Below are 20,055 nucleotides of genomic sequence, written 5' to 3' on the forward strand. Positions count from 1 at the left end.
TCAGACAATGGAATTTAGTTATGAAACATCATGTAAAGTACTTACTGAGCTGCTTTTTTTTACCCATGGGGCTGTCGGCTTCTGAAGTATCAAATGAGCATGTTTGGGTCACAGTTGGGCCTGACGCTGCTCACCACTATAAATTGAAAAAAAGCTTGCTGGGTGAACAGCTACAATCAAAACCCAGTCTTCATCAACATGCCCAGTTATTAAATATCAATGTAAATCAAGTGAATGAACTAAGTGAATTTATGCACGATAATTACCATCGTTGTGGTGGGTTCGTTGCACATGATTCACTAGAGGAAGCGCACACGTATTTGGCTCAACTGGCTTTGGTTGAGCAGCAACAAATTCAGCCGCTGGTGGTAAATTATACAATAGATAACCCAGATACGGTGAATGCCCTGATAGGGAAAATATCGGCGAGTAATTTAACGAATACAGTGAATACAATGTCGGCATTTCACAACCGTTATTATACACAGCAAACGGGCATAGATGCTTCTGAGTGGTTAAAAGGTCATTGGCAACAAATTGCTCAGTCTCGCAGTGATATTAGCGTAGAATATTTTTCGCATAGTTGGGCACAGTCCTCGGTGGTTGTGACCATTGCTGGTAGCGAAAAAGCAGATGAAATAGTTGTTATTGGAGGCCATTTGGATTCAATTAACAGCGCGAATGCCAGTGGTGGAAGAGCCCCTGGTGCAGATGACAATGCATCGGGAATTTCCGTGTTAACTGAAGCTCTGCGGGCAGTGGTTGCAAGTGATTTTAAGCCAAAAAGAACGATAAAAATCATGGGTTTTGCTGCTGAAGAAGTTGGATTAAGAGGTTCTAAGGCTATAGCTCAATCATACAAGTCACAAGGCAAAAATGTTGTGGGAATGGTACAGTTTGATATGACTGGTCGTAATGGTAGCACTCAAGACATTGTGATGATGACTGATTATACCAATGCCGCACAGAATACATTTTTAGGTCAACTAATAGACGCTTACTTACCGGCAATGAGTTATGGCTTTGATCAATGTGGTTATGGATGTTCAGACCACGCGTCATGGCATCAACAGGGTTATGCCGCTTCAATGCCTTTTGAGTCTAAAATGGCTGACATTAATCGTAAGATCCACACAGTAAATGATGCTGAATTTGACGCAGACCATGCAAGCAAGTTTGCTAAATTGGCGGTCACCTATTTGGCTGAGTTAGGTAAGTCTGCTGGAACAATAGATCCACCACCAGTTGATAACAGTTTGGAAAATGGCGTTACAAAAACAGGGATAACTGGGGCTGCAAAAGCACAGTTATTTTACACACTTGATGTCCCCGCTGACAGCGCCAATTTAAAATTTAATACATCAGGTGGAACAGGCGATGCCGACCTTTACGTTAAGTTTGGCGCTAAACCATCGCTACAATCTTATGATTGTAAAAGTACCAACTCGAATAGCAATGAAACATGTAACATTACAACTGCACAAGTTGGTAAATATCATGTCATGGTTGAAGCGTGGAACGCCATTACAGATGTCAGTTTAGTAGGCAGCTATCAAGTCCAAAATGGTGGACCTACTCCCATCAATCGTACTGAAAGTAATTTGTCAGTAACGCGAGGTGGCTGGGTTCGTTTTAATCAGATGCTAGATTCTGGCTATCAAAATTTAACGGTTACGGTTTCCGGTGGTACAGGAGACGCTGATCTTTACGTTAAACATGCAAGCGATGTATCAGAGTCAGTATATGATTGTAGACCTTACAAAAACGGCAACCAAGAGAGTTGTACATTTGATTCGCCAGCATCTGGGCAATGGTTCATCGGTATGAAAGGATATAGTGCAGCCAGCGGTATAACACTTTCGGTCACTGCGAATTAGTGTGACATTAAAGTTAGGTGATACGACTTAGTATCACCTTCATTATATTAAATAACTTCAGGTTTGGATAAAGGTTTTGAAATAGGAAATATTGTTGTAAACAAACTTACGTACAATCCAATAATGATATTTTGTTCAATATCAAGGCGCTTTTATGCAGTAATAGCGGGCTATTACAAATGAAAGCAACGCCGAGAGTGAGAAAAATAGTTTTATTGGCAAATTCGCTTATCCAGAACTGAGGTTAAATATAATTCCTCACTTGAGCTATGCATTCAGCTGCTCCATACTCTGTCCTCAATTAATTATTACTATTGTGTAAATTTATTCAAGATATTATGACTGTGAATTCAAAGAACAAAAATAGGTTTAACCAGTTAATGCTGTTACTTGGGCCAAGTATTTTTTTATTAACTTGCCTTACAAATGCACCGGTTGGTATGGAGGTGAATGCATGGAGAACTGCTGGGCTGGCTCTTTGGCTAGCTATTTGGTGGGTTAGTGAGGTTGTTCCAATACCTGCGACGTCATTGGTCCCTCTGATCGCAGTGCCACTTGCGGGTATTAACGACATTAAAACAGCGGCAAGTTTGTATGCACATCCATTGATTTTTCTTTTCCTAGGTGGTTTTTTAATCTCAATTGCTATGGAAAGGTGGCAGCTACACCGACGAATTGCACTTCATACTATGCTGCGAAGCGGCAATAATCCGAAGCGCCAAATTTTGGCTATGATGTTGGTCAGTGGCTTTTTGTCGATGTGGATCAACAACACCGCAACAACCCTGATGATGTTGCCGATTGCATTGTCTGTTATTCACGTTTTAAAAGAAAACAGTCAAGGTGACGATAATTATGGGAAAGCGCTTTTACTGGCTATTGCCTACAGCGCCAGTTTAGGTGGGATTGGAACAATTATTGGGACGGCCCCGAATGCGTTAATGGTGGCATATTTATGGGAAAGTTATCAAATTAAAATAGGCTTTGCACAATGGATGGCACTGGCTGTGCCATTTAGTTTTATTATGATCATAATTTGTTGGTACTGGTTGACTCGTTTTGCATTTAAGCTACAAGACGATAAGCAGGGTAACACAGTTAATTTATCTACTTTATTTAGACAACAGTTAAGCGAACTTGGGTCTATGACTTTAGCAGAAAAAAACGTGCTGGCAGTATTCGTTTTTGCTGCGGTCAGCTGGATTTTGAGACCATATATAGCACAATTTACAGGATTAAATATCACCGATACAGGTATTGCAATGATAGCAGCAATTATGCTGTTTATTTTGCCCGCGAAAAAGAAAACAGATGAACGAGTACTCGATTGGCAGTCGGCCAATCAGTTGCCATGGGGAATTTTATTGCTGTTTGGTGGCGGCTTAACGCTTGCTGCTCAAATTAAATCTTCAGGTTTAGCCGTGTACATTGCGAACTCTTTAGCGGGAGCATCAGCAATGCCGATTGTTATTGGGGTTTTAGTTGTTACTGCTTTAATTTGTTTCTTAACCGAAATGACCAGCAATACGGCGACGGCTGCTGGGTTTTTACCCTTGCTTGGGCCTGTTGCTGAACAAGTTGCAGGCACGCCGCTTATATGGGTTATTCCGGCTGCGATTGCCGCAAGTTGCGCATTTATGATGCCAGTTGCAACACCGCCCAATGCAATTATATTTGGCTCTGGTGAAGTAAAAATAAAAGAGATGATAAAAGCAGGCTTTGCGATGAATGTTATCGCCATTGCGATTATAACAGTGATGACCATGAGTGTAGGGTCATTGGTGTTTGGCTTTTAAGGACATATTCATTAAAGTCGAATGTATAACTGAATACTTACATTTTGTAAATACTAAGCATTAATTTTGCGTATATCACCTTGCTTGGTTATAGTGGTCATATCAGTAACTAATGTGGTCATAAAATCGTGCATGTACAAGAAATATCACAATTAAATCAAGAGCTTTTAAGGATGAAAGCTGCATACTCGGCAGCCCCATTTGCTGATTTGAATGACAGGGTTGCGTTACTTCAAACATTATTATCACGGTTGGTTAAAGCACAAGAGGCGTTTGTGAATGCAGCTGACCTTGATTTTAATGGTCGAACCGAATTTGACTCGAAAATTGGCGATATAATGCCAACCATCAATGGCTTAAAATATCAAATTAAGCATTTATCGAAATGGATGAAACCAGATAGACGCCGCTCTGGGTTAGCTATGTGGCCTTCAAAGGTGTGGGTACAACAAGTGCCCAAGGGAGTTGTGGGTGTGATAGCTCCTTGGAATTATCCCATTCAGTTGTCACTTTTACCGGTGTTCACAGCACTTGCAGCAGGTAATAGAGTGATGCTAAAGCTCAGCGAATTTACGCCACATGTGAATCAAGAAATTATCATGTTATTTGCAGACCTCACGGAGCATTGTATGATTATTGAAGGGGATCATACTGTTGCATCTGAGTTTTCGAGTTTGAATTTTGATCATTTGTTTTTTACCGGCGCAACCAACATTGGTAAAAAAGTAATGATGTCGGCAGCAGAAAACTTAGTGCCCGTGACACTTGAACTTGGGGGGAAATCGCCGGTTATTGTTGCCGATGATGCAGATATGATACACACCGCCAAGAGTATTTTGTTGGGGAAACTGACAAATGCAGGGCAAATATGCGTTGCGCCTGATTATGTGCTAGTGACTAAAAAGAACAAGAGTGCACTCATTGAAGCATTAAAAGAGCAATATTTATTACACTTTAGCGACGGTAAGCACGATAAAAAACTATCGAGCATTATTACTAAAAGGCAGTTTCAACGTTTGTGCGGTGTTTTAGATGATGCAATAAACAAAGGGGCAACAGTTTGGCCTGAAGTCAAAAATGATACTGACCAAACCGCACCATTTCGTATGGGGTTGCATATTGTTACCGAGCCAACTGAAGATATGCGTGTGTTGCAAGACGAAATATTCGGGCCAATTTTACCCATCATCGAAGTTGATAGTATTGATGCAGCATTACAATACATAGAACTGTCTGAGCGTCCTTTGGCGAGTTATTTATTTACCGAGAATAAAACGCTGCAAGACTTAGTATGTAAACGTCTGCGCACAGGAACGTTGGCAATCAATGAAACTATTTTGCAAGTGACGATTGAAGATATGCCATTTGGTGGGATAGGCCATTCTGGAATGGGGCAGTATCATGCTAAAGAAGGCTTTCTGACCTTCAGTCATGGTAAAAGCATACTCGCCAGTGACAAAAAGTTACGCTTTAGAACGGCTTTGTTACTTAAGCAATCTAAGCTTTTGTTAGAGCCGATTAAGGCACTTTTCCTGAAATAAGTATTGCGTCTATGATCTATTGAATATTCACTAAACAGTGTGAACCAGCCAGTGAATATTCAACATTGTCATAACGCGTTTAGAATGTATAAGATTTTTGCTTTGGTCTTATCTCGGGTGCGTAAGTACCCTGTTGTATTCTTTGGTATATATCGTCTGCTATTTCAGTGGCCTTTTCAATTTGTGATGGAGACATCTGTTGCTCATCTAAATCTCGGCTTTTACTCGCGTCTCTACTGCCGTTATATTCGGCTATTAAATTCCAGATATATGATCTTTCAATATTTTTATCAGTACCAAGGCCTTGATAATAGAGTAACGCAAGATTGAATTGTGCTAAGGTATAGTTGTTAGAGGCCGCTCTTTCATACCAGTCCATCGCTGTATAATAGCTTTGTACAACACCATCTCCATTGGCATACATTACACCTAGGTTAAACTGTGCAGCTGATAGGTTTTTATTTGCAGCTTGTGTAAATAGCGTAATGGCTTTGTGCTTGTCTTGTTTAACTCCTTTTCCATCATCGTACATCACAGCCAGTGCAAACATGGCATCGGCACTGCCAAGTTCAATTGCATCATTAAAGAGTGAAGCAGCTTTACGTAGGTCTTTGTTTACGCCAAACCCACCTTGATACATTTTAGCTAACTCGTAGATACCAGGCGCGTAGTTCATATCTGTGAGGTAACGAAATTCTTTAAGTGCGATGTCAAACTGCCCTGAATTAGCAGCTTCAATACCTTCTTCTAATCCTGCGATTGAAGTGTGAGTCCAACTAAATAGTGCGACGAACATTACAGACTTGATTTTAGCGTGCCACATAACGTTGTTCCTTAATAACCATTTTGTACAGTTTAAATCACTGATTAAGAAATACAATCATTACCTACAAGTAATACAAATCGACTGTGCGTCACGCTAAATAGAAGGCCCATCAAGGAGCCGTGTGTGATGAGACATGCTCCACTTTAAATTAAGTTAATCAGAGGGTTGTTGATTTTCCAAGTCAATAAACTGTGGTGGCTCGAAAGGCTTTGCATATTTAAGGCGGCCTAAGGGTTTTGTTGAGTGATAGCTGTCGAGCCCAGAAACCGCGACGGTGCCCATCTTCTCCAGGTCGACAAACCCATCGGCACAGATTGAATCACATTCAATATGTACGTCTATGATTTCACCGACCACAAGCTCTGTTTTGTTTATCTCCAGTGTTTGCACACAGCGTAATGCCAGCCCAATTTTTACACGGCTTTGTTGTACATATGGGGCGGAAAAGTCGTTTAAATATTGTGAGGTAAGCTTAACTGCGTCGAATTCAGATTGGGTTTTATCGTAGCGAGCAGATGTCTGGTGTGCTGAAACAACAATATCAGTATTGACATGATTGATTGTGTAAAATTGGGTTTGTAGGATATTCTCAAGTGTGTGGCGAGGTACTGAATTGGGCCGTATTATCATACCCATTAAAGGTGGGTTTGCACCCAAATGAAATACTGAGCTGACAATTGCGAGGTTCTCATTCCCGTCTTCGTCAGCGGTGCCAATGAGGTTGGCACTTTTGAAACCTGACAGTGAATTGATCATTAGCGCTCGATAACGATCATCGAATTGTTGGATATCATGTTGGGAAAAATACATAGTATGTGCTCTTTTAAGGTTTAATGGGTATAGCTACCAGCTAATTGTATGCCCTTGCCAATCTATATAATCAACATCGCCATCTATAACACGAGTATCGATAACGTGAGATAATTGCTGTGCCACAAACATGGGTGTAAATAACTTTCCTTTTGGTACATTTTTTTGAAATGGTGCTGATAGGGGAGTATCAGTAGTACCTGGGTGAAATAACACTAACTTGGTTGTTTTTGCTCTACGTTTGAGTTCAATAGCGGCTGTTTTAACCATCATATTGAGAGCGGCCTTTGATGCGCGATAGCTATACCATCCACCAAGTTCATTTTCGGTGATACTGGCAACGCGTGCACTTAAGCAAGTAACAATGCATGGGTGGTTAATTTTGCTTAAATGGGGGGCGAGATATTTGAGCCATAACAATGGTGTTGCGGCATTTGCTCTGAACAGCCAATCGAAATAGGCCAGTGAGAAGTCTTCAAGTTTTTTTTCCGGAGAAAACTCGCTGTTGTGGAGCTGCCCAGTAAAGATAGTGATGCTTTTCACAGACTTTAATATCTCTGAGAGTTGCTGCACTGTAGCCTCAATACTCTGTTCATTGTAGTCGCACGTGATGTGGTGGTGATTTTCATCCTGTTTCACTAGGCTTTTTTGACTTAACGAATAAAGCGATGAATTAGGGTCTCTGTGCCGTTGGAGTTTTATAAAAGCCTGTGCAATGGCGGCAGAAGCGCCAATAACTATGTGGGTATCTTGCATCATTGCCCCTTACACCCAGGGTGATCACATTGGTTTGGGAATAACCATGTGGAAAGACGGACTCTATGCTTGGCGAACAGCAGATAAGCTTTGTCTGCAACCCATTTTATGGGCGGCTTGCGTAGATATTGTAGCCATTTGAATTTACCGACTAGATGCCAAACGCGACAAGTTACATCAAGCCCCAGCAAGAGTGTACCGTCGTTGTCGATACCATGCAGTATATCTAACGTGCTTTGTTTATTTAAGTGGCCATAGTGTCGTTCAAAAAAATCGCTGTGAACGTCAACAAGTGTGATTCTATTGTTCGTATCGTGCTTTTTAAGGCTGTTCATTTCCCGTGAGCACAATGCGCATTGTCCATCGTAGAATATTATCATAATCGACCTTTTGTCATTTTTACATGAGGTAATACGCAGTGAAGGACATAATCGATCGATCGTATTTATCTTAAATCTCTGTATAGTGAAAAGTATGAAATGTAGACAAAGGATGTATGATGACTGAGCAATATCAAACACTTCGCGCTAACGTAAGTATGTTGGGTGAGCTACTAGGGCAAACAATAAAGCAGGCCCAAGGTCCTGCAATGCTGGATAAGGTTGAACAAATTAGGCAGCTATCTAAATCATCACGAGGTGGTAATGAGCAAGATAGAGCAAAGTTAATCGACACACTCCACTCTTTAAAAGACGATGAACTCCTGCCTGTTGCACGTGCGTTTAATCATTTTCTTAATTTGGCGAATGTTGCCGATCAATACCACACAACCTCAAAAAGCGGCGCGCCAGAAGGGGTGCTTCAGCCGCTCAAAAAAACCTTGGCTACACTTGCCGACGATATAAAAGCAGGGACGTTAAATTTAAACACGGTCGCAGATACCATCGCAAATTTAAAAATGGATTTGGTATTAACTGCGCACCCAACCGAAGTAACTCGACGAACAATCATTAATAAACATGTTGAGCTCAGCGATTGTCTTGCAGCTATGGATTTACATTGTTTGGCACCCGATGAACAAAGCTATTTAGGTAACCGGATTGAACAATTGATTTGCCAAGCTTGGCACACAAATGATATTCGCCAAAAAAGACCAACCCCATTAGATGAGGCTAAGTGGGGGTTTGCAGTAATTGAAAACAGTTTATGGCAAGCTGTACCAGATTTTATTAGGGAGTTTCATGCACAAACTAAGTCGCTGCTTGCTTTAGAGTTACCAAATTCGTTTGCGCCAATTAACTTTACATCATGGATGGGCGGAGATAGAGATGGAAACCCATTTGTCACGGCGCAAGTGACAGCAACCGTTTTGGATCATGGCCGATGGATGGCATTAGATTTGTACCGTCGTGACCTTGATAAACTCAGTGCTGAGCTGTCAATGTACCAGGCCAGTGATGCGCTTTTAAATATTGTAGGAAATGAGCCAGAACCCTACCGCTATTTACTCAAAGGATTAAAGGCAGACATTGCTGAAACCATTAATGCGTTAGAGAGCCGAATAAAACAGCAACCCAGCAAGTGCCAAGATATAGTGGTTGACTTGTCTCAATTAAAAACCCCATTGGAGTTGATATACCGGTCGCTGGTTGCATGCGATATGACAGTAATAGCGGATGGACTATTGCTTGATGTATTAAGGCGCCTAGAGTGTTTTGGTATTAATTTATGTAAGCTCGATATCAGACAAGACTCAGCGCGTCACACTGAGGTTTTGAGTGAGTTAACGGGGTATTTAGGCCTAGGTCAATACGGTGATTGGAGTGAGCAAGATAAGCAAGCATTTTTGTTAGCGGAGCTACATTCGCGGCGGCCTTTGATCCCCAAACATTGGCAGCCTAGCTCAAATGTGCAAGAAGTCTTGGATACTTTCGACGTGATAGCTAAGCAAGACCTGCAATCATTAGGTATTTATATTATTTCTATGGCGCGCGCTGCATCAGATGTGTTAGCTGTAGAGCTACTTTTACAAGAAGCGGGTTGCCGCTTTAAGCTTCCTGTTGCGCCTTTATTTGAGACTTTAAATGACCTTAATAATGGTGCTCAGGTGATGTCAGAGTTATTTAGTCACTCTTGGTATCGACAACATATTGACCGGTCACAACACGTAATGATTGGCTATTCTGATTCTGCGAAAGATGCAGGAATGATGGCCGCGGGCTGGGCTCAGTATAGCGCCATGGAGCAATTGGTTTCTTTATGTGCAGATCAAGATATTGAGTTAATCTTGTTCCATGGTCGCGGAGGCACGATTGGCCGAGGCGGCGCACCTGCGGCTCAAGCACTTCGATCTCAACCCCCAGGTTCACTTAAGAATGGTTTACGGGTGACAGAACAAGGTGAAATGATCCGCTTTAAATTTGGTTTACCTAAGGTTGCATTGCAAAGTTTCGCGCTATACAGCTCAGCAATTATTGAGAGTAATTTATTACCACCTCCTGCACCACAGGCGCATTGGCGAGAAGTTATGGAGACTATTTCCGTTAATTCGTGTCAGCATTATCGGGCGATAGTGAGAGAAAATCCGCAATTTGTACCGTATTTTAGAATGGCCACACCGGAGGTAGAACTCGCCAAATTACCGCTTGGTTCTAGACCTGCAAAACGCAATCCGCAAGGCGGAGTCGAGAGTTTACGTGCGATCCCATGGATTTTCGCGTGGAGTCAAAATCGTCTGATGTTGCCAGCATGGCTTGGTGCACTGCAGGGGTTGGGTGCGGCACTTGACCAGTTTGGTGAAAGTGAACTTCATACTATGAGTGAACAATGGCCATTTTTTAGAACTCGATTAGAAATGCTGGAAATGGTTTTTTGTAAAGCAGATAGCTGGTTAAGTGAGCATTACGAACAAGGTTTAGTATCGCCTGAGTATCATGACCTTGGCAAACAATTAAGAACGGAGCTAATGCAGGTTAAGTCTTTGGTCGAACGTCTTGCCCCTAAGTCGACGCTGCTGTCTGCACAGCCTTGGATCAAAGAGTCAATCGCATTGCGTAACCCTTATACGGATCCATTGAATGTGTTGCAGGTAGAGTTGCTTAATAGGGCGCGCTCAAATCAAAGTGAAGATATTGATAATGCGCTGATGATCACCATGACAGGGATAGCAGCCGGCATGCGAAATACAGGTTAGATCTGAGATAAAAAGCAGCTAAGTATATTTTAACAAATTGTTCCTACTTTGACTAAAAACCAACCCGAAAGGGTTGGTTTTTGTTTTTTATTTAGTTTATTTATACTAAATTTATTGACATTACTTCTCATTTTCATAAGAATTCCTTTCTGGTTAAACCAGTTGTCTATTTTTTGTATAAAACCAATGGTGGTGTTTATATGAACTTTTGTATATTGAGGTCCAATGTCTACACTTTCCACAAGCATTACTTATGATGAAACGACATCTTTGGTAATGATGACACTCAGAGGTATAGCAAGTGCACAGGATGTGGTTGATGTTTATCAAATAGCGAATGGATACGCCAAAACGCATAACAGTTCAAAAATCTTGGTTGATGTCAGTGAGCTAGAACATCGTTTTGCCGCGATTGATATTGTTAATATCATGCCAAAAATAGCACACTATCTTACCGATTTACATATTGCGCGAGTGGTCGGGTTCGAAGGGTATATGCATGATTTGTTTTTACTTAAAGCAAAGCGCTTTAATGTACGTGCAGAAAATTTCGAATGTTTTAAATCTGCAAAGCAGTGGTTGTGTAATACTTAATTAGTGCTTAAACTATGCTGCCATTGGTTTACGATGAATACATAATGGCAGTATTAACTCCGCATCAAATAGAAAACTTACAAGAACAAGCGAAACAATCGCGCGGTCACTTATCACATTTAATTATCTCTGACCTGCTCACGACATTTCATTGCGATATTGAAACGTTATTGAAAACACTATTACCTGTTGCCGCATCTTTTTCTCAAGCACCCATATCTCAGTTTAACGTGGGAGCGATAGCGTATGATGAGAAAACCGGGAGCGCGTATTTAGGCGCTAACCTAGAATTTACTCATCAGGCGTTAAATCAAGCTGTTCATGCAGAACAGGCAGCCATTAATAATGCATGGTTAAATGGGGCTCGTTCAGTCTCCTTGATTGCGATTACCGATGCACCGTGTGGTCATTGTCGCCAATTCATGAATGAAATAGCGGGTGCCGAGTCTCTTAGGGTTCTGTTACCAACACAAGAGACTGATTTAAAAGCACTGTTACCAAGCTCTTTTGGCCCCTTAGATTTGGGTAATAGTTGTCGCTTGCTGGATAGCAATACCGGAAATGCTACTTCAACGTCAGAGGCGCTGAGTTTAATGCTGAGAGAGCAACTTTCGTTGGCATACGCACCTTATTCAAAAAATGCCGCCGCGGTCGAAGTAGTCACAGTTGCACATGGCACTTTTTATGGCAGATACGCAGAGAATGCGGCCTATAATCCAAGTTTATCGCCAATGCAAAGTGCGTTAAGCCAACTTGCATTAGCCGGTTTAACTATTGATGATGTTGAATTGGAGTCTGTGACGTTAGTAGAGTCAAAAAATGGCTTTAATCAAAAGGCAGTGGCACAAGCAGTACTTGATAGTTATGTGGCAGACATAACACTTCAGCATGTTTTAGTTTAGGGCTGAGGTAGAAAACCGCGTCATATTAAACAACAAAAAAGGGGCAATATTGCCCCTGAATCTATGAATGACTGTACTAATTACAATAAACTTGCAGCTGCTGAAATGACCACTGCAACGGCATTTTTTTCAATTTCCCCATGATCAACGTTAGGGATCTCTTGACGTGTACGATTCACAAGTACACCAGCAACACAGGCAGCCTTGAGTCCAAGCGCAGCACACATAGTGAATAATGTGGCTGACTCCATTTCATAGTTCATGACGTTGAGCTTTTGCCATTGCTCAAAAGTGCCTTGGAAGTCTTTGGCAACATAACCTGAGTAAGTATCATATCGCTCTTGTCCTGGGTAAAACGTATCACTAGAAGCGGTGATACCAACATGGTGCATTACGCCTAAAGACTCACAGGCTTTAACCATTGCTTGTGTACAATGAAAATCAGACACAGCAGGATAGCTAAGTGGTGCAAAATGCTGGCTTGCACCATCTAAACGCACAGATGCGGTACTGACCAGTAAATCACCTTCATTGATATGCGGCTGAATTGCGCCAGTTGTCCCGATGCGTAAGAAAGTAGTGATGCCTAGCTGAGCAAGTTCCTCAACAGCAATTGACGTTGAAGGGCCGCCAATACCAGTTGAACAAACAATGACGGTTTTATCTTTTAGTTTTGCTGAATAGACATGAAACTCGCGAGTCTGCGCTAGACATTTTGGAGACTCCATTTTTTCTGCGATGCGCTTAGCGCGTTCTGGATCGCCCGGGACTATTGCTAACGTAGCACCTTCTAAAGCGGCTTTGTCTAGTCCTAAATGAAATACCTTGTCCATAGTAAACCTTATTTTTGTGTAAAGCGTAATACTTAATAGTTATGAGTTAAAAGTACAGGACAGATGTCCGAATGTTTTATTCAGAATAGGGTATTGGCTTGCAACTTTAAAGTTGTTCTTCTAAACCTTAAGTAATGCAACTATGAGGAAGAGTTATGCCTGCATCACCGTCACTAGATAAAAACACCGAATTTGCTCGTTGTCTTGAAAGCAATAAAATCGCTGCATTAGCGCCTTTTCATTGGCTGGCTTTGGCGTTTAAAGATATTTCTCGGGCACCCATTTTAAGTCTCATTTATGGACTGGTCTTCACAATTATCCCAGCAAGTATCATGTACCTAGTGTATGAAGCTGGTACACATTTAGTCATACTTCCAGCAGCGGTTGCGTTTGCACTTATTGGCCCAGCGTTTGCTTCGGGTTTATACGACGTGGCATGGGAGCTTGAGAAAGGGCACAAACCAACATTAGGACATAGTTTACATTCTATGTTTAGAAACCCAGCAGGAGAATGGGGGTTTGCGGTTCTTCTAATGGTGATAATGATTGTTTGGATGCGTTTGGCCGCGTTAATACATGCGTTGTATCCCAACGTACCTAATCCGACCTTTGAGCAATTGTCGGCATTTCTTACTCTGGGAAGTATTGTGGGTGGTTTGTTAATGGCGGCGGTTTTTGCAATCTCCGCATTTACCCCCCAAATAATGATGGAGCGCCGAGTTGATATCATGACAGCGGTGATCTCCTCGATTCACGCGGTAAAAATGAATGCGCCCGCAATGTTTGTTTGGGGCGCGTTGATAGTCACCTTAGTATTGCTTGGCTTTGCAACCGGTACTGCTGGGTTTATTGTGATTATGCCACTATTGAGTTATGCAAGCTGGCATGGCTATATCGCCATTATTAAAACCAAAAAAGCGCGAGGGTACGAATAACACGTAACTATGCACCCTCAATGCATATAAAACCATAGCGCGTACAGAAGCGAGTTGCGCTATGGTTGACTTTCCTTATTGGCATGTTATATCTCTCGACTAAAGCATAAATAGCAAGATTGTGGCACCAATTAGCGATCACTTAATTTAAGTAATCCTTTGATTTAAATTGATATTACTAGAAAGTAATTTGGGTGTGATCGACTCATACAGCCGTAACAATATGCACATGCGTAAATAGTGAAATATATGGCTATTCGCATGAATATGCAAAAATAAGCTACCCGGAGGACAATATGACTAACCCAAAACAACAACTTCAAGAAAAACTAGAGCATTGTTTGTGCCCACCAGGAGACGGAGTATTTACCGTTAATACAGCTAAGGAACGCAAAGACGCGCTACGAACTAAGTTATATGGGCAAACTGACGGTGTAGATGAAATTTGGAAACAATCATTAAAGACCATTGATTCTTCTGTGCACAAAGCGGCAATTTTAGGTATTGCATCAGATTGTGGCGGCGGCATACTGCGCGGTGCAAATTGGGGGCCTTTATTTTTACGTTCAACCTTAATTGAGCAGCACCCCCATATTAGCGCGTTCGATCTAGGTGACGTACGGGTGATCCCGCACTTATTACACGATAAGTATTTAAATGAAGCGACTATCAGCAACTGCCAGAAAGCGCTTTATCAAAACCCAAACAGTGACTATTACGTGTCACCTTTGTCAATTACAGAAGATGTGTGCGATGGTTTTTATCAGCAGCATCCAGATAAAGGGATATTTGGTATTGGCGGCGACCACTCAATCAGTTACCCATTAACTAAGTCGTACTTAAAAGCTAAGCGTGATGCAGGAAAGCGTACGGCGATCATCCATTTTGATGCCCATACAGACTTGCTAGTGGAGCGTTTAGGTATTGATTTGTGCTTTGGCTCGTGGTGCACACATGTACTTGAGTATTTACCTGCACCACACCATTTAATCCAATTCGGTATTCGCTCCAGTGGTAAAGATAAATCTCATTGGGAAAATACATTTGGTGTTAAACAACATTGGGCACATGAAATTCGTGAACAAGGTCCTGCCGCGATAGTTGCACAAGTTATTGCACAGCTAAAAGCAGATAATGTCGATGAGCTATATGTTAGTTTTGATATTGACGCATTAGATGAAGAGTTTGCATCAGCGACTGGTACTCCTGAAGGGAATGGGATGACCCCAGATGAAGCACTTGAAATTTTAGCTGCGTTACGCGCTGAGTTTCCAATAACAGGTGCCGATATGATGGAAATCGCGCCATTTACCGACAGTTCGTTGGTTGGCCAAACAAGTTCAGAAACCACGTTACGAGAAGGTGCGAAGATTTCAGCATTTTTAATTGATGCAATGAATAATAGCTAAAATTATAATCAGACGGAGTGCCTGCTCCGTCTTTTCATGCACTACTCCTACCTAATTGTATTTAAATAGCAATGTTAAGTAAAACATTGACCATTCTAACGCGTTAAATAGCGGAATTAATTGCGTCAAAATAATGTATATAAAATAACGACATTCTGAAATTCTTGCCTCTGTACGACGCTGTTTTCTTGCCGATTTATCTGTGCTTTTATTTCAAACAATGTGCATAACAATTGTAACAGGCTTTATCATTTTTAGCTTATACGCTATATTTTTCTGTAAGTTAACAAAGAAGCACAATACATGTATATAGGATTTGTACTGCTACTGAGCGTGTTTACAGGGAGCGCTTTTGCACAAAAATTGAGTATTGTAACGGAAGATTTTCCTCTATTTCAGTATTATAAAAATGGCCAGCTAGTTGGGGAAGCCGTTGATAAAGTTCAAGCCGTGCTTAGACAAGCCGAAGTGGATTATACAATCCATGTGAATCGATGGTCAGTGTCATACACCGCTGCGCTGCGCGATGCGAATACCTGTATATTTTCAATGGGTCGGTCACATACTCGTGAAAAACTGTTTACCTGGGTGTTTCCTATTTCGAAATTTACTACGTCATTTTATGGGCTGAAGTCAGAGAATATTAAAATTCAGACACTGGGTGATGCAAAGCAGTATAAAACAGGTGTGATCCGCAATAATTATAGTCACCAATACCTTAAAATGAGAGGCTTTAAAGAAGATCAGCAGCTTATGATGTTATCAAGTTTTGACCGGGTGTTTGAACTGCTTGAAGCGCGGCGAGGGCTCCTTGACTTGGTTATCTTAAATGACGCACAATTTGACTACCGCGCATTAACCGACCCATTTACGGTGCAGCTTGAAAAGGTGTATACACTAGAAAATAGTGGGGCACAGTTATATTTTGCATGTAATAAACAGGTGCCCAAGCCACTTATCAATAAAATGAGTAGTGCTTATGAAGCATTGCTTCACGATTCATCACTTTTTAATTGATGGCCATGTGAAGCTGTGAAACGTATCTAAGTATAGTTGCTCAACTTTGTCTCTGGCCCACGGTGTTTTTCTTAAAAACTTAAGGCTCGATTTAATACTTGGATCATGTGTGAAGCATCGAATGTCAACCGCTTCACCCATAGCGCGCCAACCCAACTGATCTTCGAGTTTGATTAATATATCTTCTAGTTTAATGCCATGAAGTGGATTTTTTGGCTGCTCTTGGCTCATGATTACCCTAATTTTCAAATCAGTTATTTTACGCGAATAGTACGTTCAGGGTCTAGCTTTATTGGTACACCCGATGCATCGGCTTTTACCCATACGACTCGACTATTGGTTTGCTTTGGATGTTTATTGCTGCAGGCAAATAGCATATCAAACTGTTTGATAAGCGCCCCTTCACTGTATTTTTGGCCTTGATACCAACACACATTTAAGGGTTCATCTATAAAAACGGTATTTTTATGATTTTTATCAAATGCCATACTGTGGGTTGTGGTTAGTATGAAGCATAAGTTGGTGGTTAAAGTTAAAATTCTCATGGCATAACTCCCAGATTTGTCTAATCTTACTATGATTGTAGATAAGATCTTAATTGTGTGAGTAATATTACAACGATTAATCACCTTTCAGATAAGATTAAAAACAAAATAAGAGGGAATCACAATGGCTTTTGATCAAAATATGATGGCAGAGCTGACCTTATTAGCTAAATTTCCGAGAAACAGTATGCATCAAGGTATTAAGCTCCATAAGTCGGCCGAGCCCAGTCTTAAAGATGCGGCAGAACGACTATTTAATAAAGGGGTGATTGATAGCCCTGATGGCGGGTATTTGACAGATTTGGGATTAGACTTAGTAGTGCACCTTGATCAGGTGCACTGTGCACTACAATAAGTCATTACTTAGGAGTAAACTTAAGCATTAGTACCATTCATTATTGCGCGTCAGGTTGATTCTCTGGCGCTGCATCGATAAAGGCAGGTAATGTGTTGCAACGCGCATAAATCGCTGAGATTTTTGGGTATTGCGACATATCTACTTTAAAACGCAATGCATTGAACACTTGTGGCACTAGGCAGATGTCTGCCAGTGATGGCTCAGATCCAAAACAATAATCGTGATCACCCAATAGCGATTCCAGACGGTTAAACCCTTCGATTACCCAATGACGATACCAGGTGTTTTTTTGCTCATCATTCACATTTAGTTCACCACTTAAATATTTCAATACCCTTAAGTTATCGATTGGGTGTATATCGCTTGCGATGGCATAACAAAAACTACGTACTTGGGCTTTTTCCCAGCTATCAGCTGGTAATAGCGGGGTATCAGGGTGTGTTTCTTCTAGCCATTCTAAAATTGCCAAAGATTGTGCTAATACACCGTGTTCAGTTTCCAGAGCTGGCAGCAATCCTTGGGGGTTTTTCTCGGTATATGGCGCAGCTTGTTGCTCTGACTTTAATAAATTAACACCAACCAATTCATGTGAAATATTTTTTAAATTCAGTGCAATACGCACTCGATATGCCGCTGACGAGCGGAAGTAAGTATAGAGTTTCATAGTTGTTCCTTAATCACGACAAAGGCACTATATCAGTGCCTTGTTAAGTATTAGTGTATCGGCTGGTTATTCGCCTTTGTAGTATTTTTTGATGTTTTTCCAACATTCTGCATAATTAGGCTGGCGCTCTTTTCCTTCCAGTGCATATTTTGTTGGCGATATGATATATCGAGATTCAAACATAAATGCCAAGGTATTGTCATAACGCTGTGGCTTAAGATCAGCATTTGAGGCTTTCTCAAATACCTCAGCTTCAGGCCCATGTGGAGACATACAGTTATGCAAACTCATACCGCCTGGTACAAAACCGTGTTCTTTCGCGTCATAAACCCCCTCAATGAGGCCCATGAATTCACTCATAATATTGCGGTGATAATACGGTGGACGGAACGTATTTTCTGCCACCATCCAACGAGGTGGAAAAATAACAAAGTCGACGTTGGCAACACCTTCAGTGCCTGATGGCGAGGTAAGTACGGTGAATATTGACGGATCAGGGTGATCAAAGCTAACTGTATTCATCACATTAAAGCGCGATAAGTCATATTTGTATGGGGCACTGTTACCGGTCCAAGCAACCACATCAAATGGCGAATGGCCAATATCACAACGGAACAGGTTACCGTTAAATTTAGCGACTAATTCAAAGTCGCCTTCCTTATCTTCAAAGGCAGCAACGGGATACTGAAAATCTCGCTCGTTGGTATAGCCATTAGCGCCAACAGGACCACGTTCAGGCAACACCATTGGATGACCGTAATTTTCGCAGATGAAACCACGTGCTTCATCGTTTAATAACTCAACGTTAAATTTAATGCCGCGTGGAATAACCGCAATTTCACCAGGCTTAATGGTTAACTTGCCGCACTCAGTGTGAAGCAGTAACTCGCCTTGCTGCGGTACAAAAAGCATTTCGCCGTCTGCATTATAAAAATACCGGTCTGTCATCGATTTGTTAATCACGTATACGTGAATGCCAATGCCGGTTTGGCCGTTCGCACTGCCATTGGCGGCCATAGTGACTAAGCCATCAACAAAGTCTGTTTGTTCTTTTGGAATATCGACTGGGTTCCACCGTAACATAGTTGGCGGCGTCGGGATTTCTGTGATCGGTGCTGTGCGCAATAATCCGTTATCGAGCGGCTGGTAATCACCTTGTACAACAGAAGGGCGAATACGGTAGAACCAATTTCTACGGTTGTCGGCACGAGGGGCGGTAAAAGCGGTGGTGTTATATTGCTCAGCGTATAGATCGTATTTTATTTTTTGTGGCGAAAACTGACCAATTGGTAAAGCACCCGGTAAAGCTTCAGACTCAAATTGATTGCCAAAACCGGTTAAGTATTGATACTCGTGATTCATTCGTTCGACTCCAGTAGGTTTTCATGTAAGATACTCTCACGTGAGAGTAATATCAAGTGTCTATAGCAATTCTTTTTGTATATAATTGTTTACGTAAATTGCTGTATTCAAAGTTGAGTTAGATGTCATTAAAAATAGAAGAGTTTTTACCCTATAGATTGGTAAAATTAGCGAACAAGGTAAGCCATGCATTCTCTGAAGTTTATTTTGAAGAGGCTGGGTTAAGCATGCCGCAATGGCGCGCAGTTGCACATTTGGCACAACGAGAAACATGTTCTGCTAAAACGTTATGTGATTTAACCGAAATAGATAAGTCCACCATGTCTCGTGCAGTCAAACAGCTCACTGATAAAGGCATCATTGAGTTGTGTACAGATGCGAATGATAAAAGAGCAAAACTGCTGAGTTTAACGAGTGAGGGAAAAGCGTTATTCAACCAGTTATCTGAAAAAGCTCAGCAGTGGGAAAGTGATGTATTGGCCAGTTTATCGCACAGTGAAAGAGATACCTTACTCAGCGTGATAAGTAAGGTAGAGCAACGAGTTGATAAAGGGTAGTGAATATCAGTAGTGTAATATTTTCTAGTTTAGAAAAAGAGTTGCTTTATCACAGTTGTAAACTGGTCGATTTAGTAACTCATTTTATTATAGGACGCGTGGATTTAAGTCCGAAGTGCACCACTCGCTAAATTAAACTA

At 41.4% G+C, this 20,055-nt stretch carries 20 protein-coding genes; 11 read left to right on the forward strand and 9 right to left on the reverse strand.

The window, feature by feature from the left end:
• Positions 1-20: 20 nt before the first annotated feature.
• The 3 genes from J8M01_RS17295 (at position 21) to J8M01_RS17305 (ending at position 5,214) form a co-directional block, all read left to right on the forward strand.
• On the forward strand, positions 21-1,877 hold the full coding sequence (locus tag J8M01_RS17295; RefSeq protein ID WP_211058781.1) for a M28 family metallopeptidase: 1,857 nt from the start codon (positions 21-23) through the stop codon (positions 1,875-1,877).
• 338 nt (positions 1,878-2,215) lie between these two features.
• Positions 2,216-3,673: a DASS family sodium-coupled anion symporter gene (locus tag J8M01_RS17300; RefSeq protein WP_211058782.1), complete on the forward strand. Its 1,458-nt coding sequence runs from the start codon at positions 2,216-2,218 to the stop codon at positions 3,671-3,673.
• Between the two features lie 173 nt (positions 3,674-3,846).
• Complete coding sequence (locus J8M01_RS17305; protein WP_211058783.1) at positions 3,847-5,214, forward strand: aldehyde dehydrogenase family protein; 1,368 nt, start codon at positions 3,847-3,849, stop codon at positions 5,212-5,214.
• Between the two features lie 79 nt (positions 5,215-5,293).
• Here J8M01_RS17305 and J8M01_RS17310 read toward each other — a convergent pair whose 3' ends face one another.
• The 4 genes from J8M01_RS17310 to J8M01_RS17325 all read right to left on the reverse strand — a co-directional run bounded on the left by J8M01_RS17310 (position 5,294) and on the right by J8M01_RS17325 (position 7,986).
• On the reverse strand, positions 5,294-6,037 hold the full coding sequence (locus J8M01_RS17310) for a tetratricopeptide repeat protein (RefSeq protein ID WP_192510059.1): 744 nt from the start codon (positions 6,035-6,037) through the stop codon (positions 5,294-5,296).
• Between the two features lie 156 nt (positions 6,038-6,193).
• Entirely contained in the window at positions 6,194-6,850 is a 657-nt protein-coding gene (locus J8M01_RS17315) for a flavin reductase (protein ID WP_211058784.1), read from the reverse strand.
• 33 nt (positions 6,851-6,883) lie between these two features.
• Entirely contained in the window at positions 6,884-7,609 is a 726-nt protein-coding gene (locus tag J8M01_RS17320) for an SDR family NAD(P)-dependent oxidoreductase (RefSeq protein WP_211058785.1), read from the reverse strand.
• Entirely contained in the window at positions 7,606-7,986 is a 381-nt protein-coding gene (locus tag J8M01_RS17325; protein WP_211058786.1) for a DUF393 domain-containing protein, read from the reverse strand. The genes J8M01_RS17320 and J8M01_RS17325 overlap by 4 nt, the downstream gene beginning before the upstream one ends.
• Before the next feature lie 119 nt (positions 7,987-8,105).
• Between J8M01_RS17325 and ppc the strand changes: the two genes are divergently transcribed.
• From ppc to cdd, 3 genes are all read left to right on the forward strand, one after another.
• A complete protein-coding gene (gene ppc / locus J8M01_RS17330) occupies positions 8,106-10,739 on the forward strand; it encodes a phosphoenolpyruvate carboxylase (RefSeq protein ID WP_211058787.1) in 2,634 nt (877 codons plus the stop codon).
• Positions 10,740-10,964: 225 nt separating this feature from the next.
• Positions 10,965-11,333: a hypothetical protein gene (locus J8M01_RS17335; RefSeq protein WP_192510063.1), complete on the forward strand. Its 369-nt coding sequence runs from the start codon at positions 10,965-10,967 to the stop codon at positions 11,331-11,333.
• Positions 11,334-11,377: 44 nt separating this feature from the next.
• Positions 11,378-12,235, forward strand: coding sequence for a cytidine deaminase (gene cdd / locus J8M01_RS17340; RefSeq protein ID WP_211058788.1), 858 nt, complete (start codon positions 11,378-11,380; stop codon positions 12,233-12,235).
• An 80-nt stretch (positions 12,236-12,315) separates the two neighbouring features.
• Here cdd and udp read toward each other — a convergent pair whose 3' ends face one another.
• Positions 12,316-13,068, reverse strand: a complete 753-nt coding sequence (udp, locus tag J8M01_RS17345; RefSeq protein WP_211058789.1) for a uridine phosphorylase — start codon at positions 13,066-13,068, stop codon at positions 12,316-12,318.
• 155 nt (positions 13,069-13,223) lie between these two features.
• On the opposite strand from udp, the gene J8M01_RS17350 reads away from it, so the two are divergent.
• From J8M01_RS17350 to J8M01_RS17360, 3 genes are all read left to right on the forward strand, one after another.
• On the forward strand, positions 13,224-14,003 hold the full coding sequence (locus tag J8M01_RS17350) for a DUF2189 domain-containing protein (protein WP_211058790.1): 780 nt from the start codon (positions 13,224-13,226) through the stop codon (positions 14,001-14,003).
• Positions 14,004-14,299: 296 nt separating this feature from the next.
• Positions 14,300-15,412, forward strand: a complete 1,113-nt coding sequence (locus J8M01_RS17355) for an arginase family protein (protein WP_192510067.1) — start codon at positions 14,300-14,302, stop codon at positions 15,410-15,412.
• 303 nt (positions 15,413-15,715) lie between these two features.
• Entirely contained in the window at positions 15,716-16,429 is a 714-nt protein-coding gene (locus tag J8M01_RS17360; protein WP_211058791.1) for a transporter substrate-binding domain-containing protein, read from the forward strand.
• Here J8M01_RS17360 and J8M01_RS17365 read toward each other — a convergent pair.
• On the reverse strand, positions 16,415-16,660 hold the full coding sequence (locus J8M01_RS17365; protein ID WP_211050123.1) for a VF530 family protein: 246 nt from the start codon (positions 16,658-16,660) through the stop codon (positions 16,415-16,417). The two genes, J8M01_RS17360 and J8M01_RS17365, sit on opposite strands and share 15 nt — an antisense overlap.
• Before the next feature lie 23 nt (positions 16,661-16,683).
• Positions 16,684-16,974: a DUF1496 domain-containing protein gene (locus J8M01_RS17370; RefSeq protein WP_192510070.1), complete on the reverse strand. Its 291-nt coding sequence runs from the start codon at positions 16,972-16,974 to the stop codon at positions 16,684-16,686.
• A gap of 124 nt (positions 16,975-17,098) precedes the next feature.
• Here J8M01_RS17370 and J8M01_RS17375 point away from each other — a divergent pair, with 124 nt between their 5' ends.
• On the forward strand, positions 17,099-17,329 hold the full coding sequence (locus tag J8M01_RS17375; protein WP_192510071.1) for a TIGR02647 family protein: 231 nt from the start codon (positions 17,099-17,101) through the stop codon (positions 17,327-17,329).
• Between the two features lie 40 nt (positions 17,330-17,369).
• Here J8M01_RS17375 and maiA read toward each other — a convergent pair whose 3' ends face one another.
• Both maiA and hmgA read right to left on the reverse strand, forming a co-directional pair.
• Entirely contained in the window at positions 17,370-17,996 is a 627-nt protein-coding gene (maiA, locus tag J8M01_RS17380) for a maleylacetoacetate isomerase (RefSeq protein WP_211058792.1), read from the reverse strand.
• Positions 17,997-18,062: 66 nt separating this feature from the next.
• Entirely contained in the window at positions 18,063-19,358 is a 1,296-nt protein-coding gene (hmgA, locus tag J8M01_RS17385) for a homogentisate 1,2-dioxygenase (protein ID WP_211058793.1), read from the reverse strand.
• A gap of 122 nt (positions 19,359-19,480) precedes the next feature.
• Between hmgA and J8M01_RS17390 the strand changes: the two genes are divergently transcribed.
• Positions 19,481-19,915 carry a MarR family transcriptional regulator gene (locus J8M01_RS17390; protein WP_211058794.1) on the forward strand — a complete coding sequence of 145 codons (435 nt, stop codon included), beginning with the start codon at positions 19,481-19,483 and terminating at the stop codon, positions 19,913-19,915.
• Positions 19,916-20,055: the final 140 nt, after the last annotated feature.

This window comes from Pseudoalteromonas sp. MMG005 (assembly GCF_018101015.1).
In the GTDB taxonomy this organism is placed as follows: domain Bacteria; phylum Pseudomonadota; class Gammaproteobacteria; order Enterobacterales; family Alteromonadaceae; genus Pseudoalteromonas; species Pseudoalteromonas aurantia.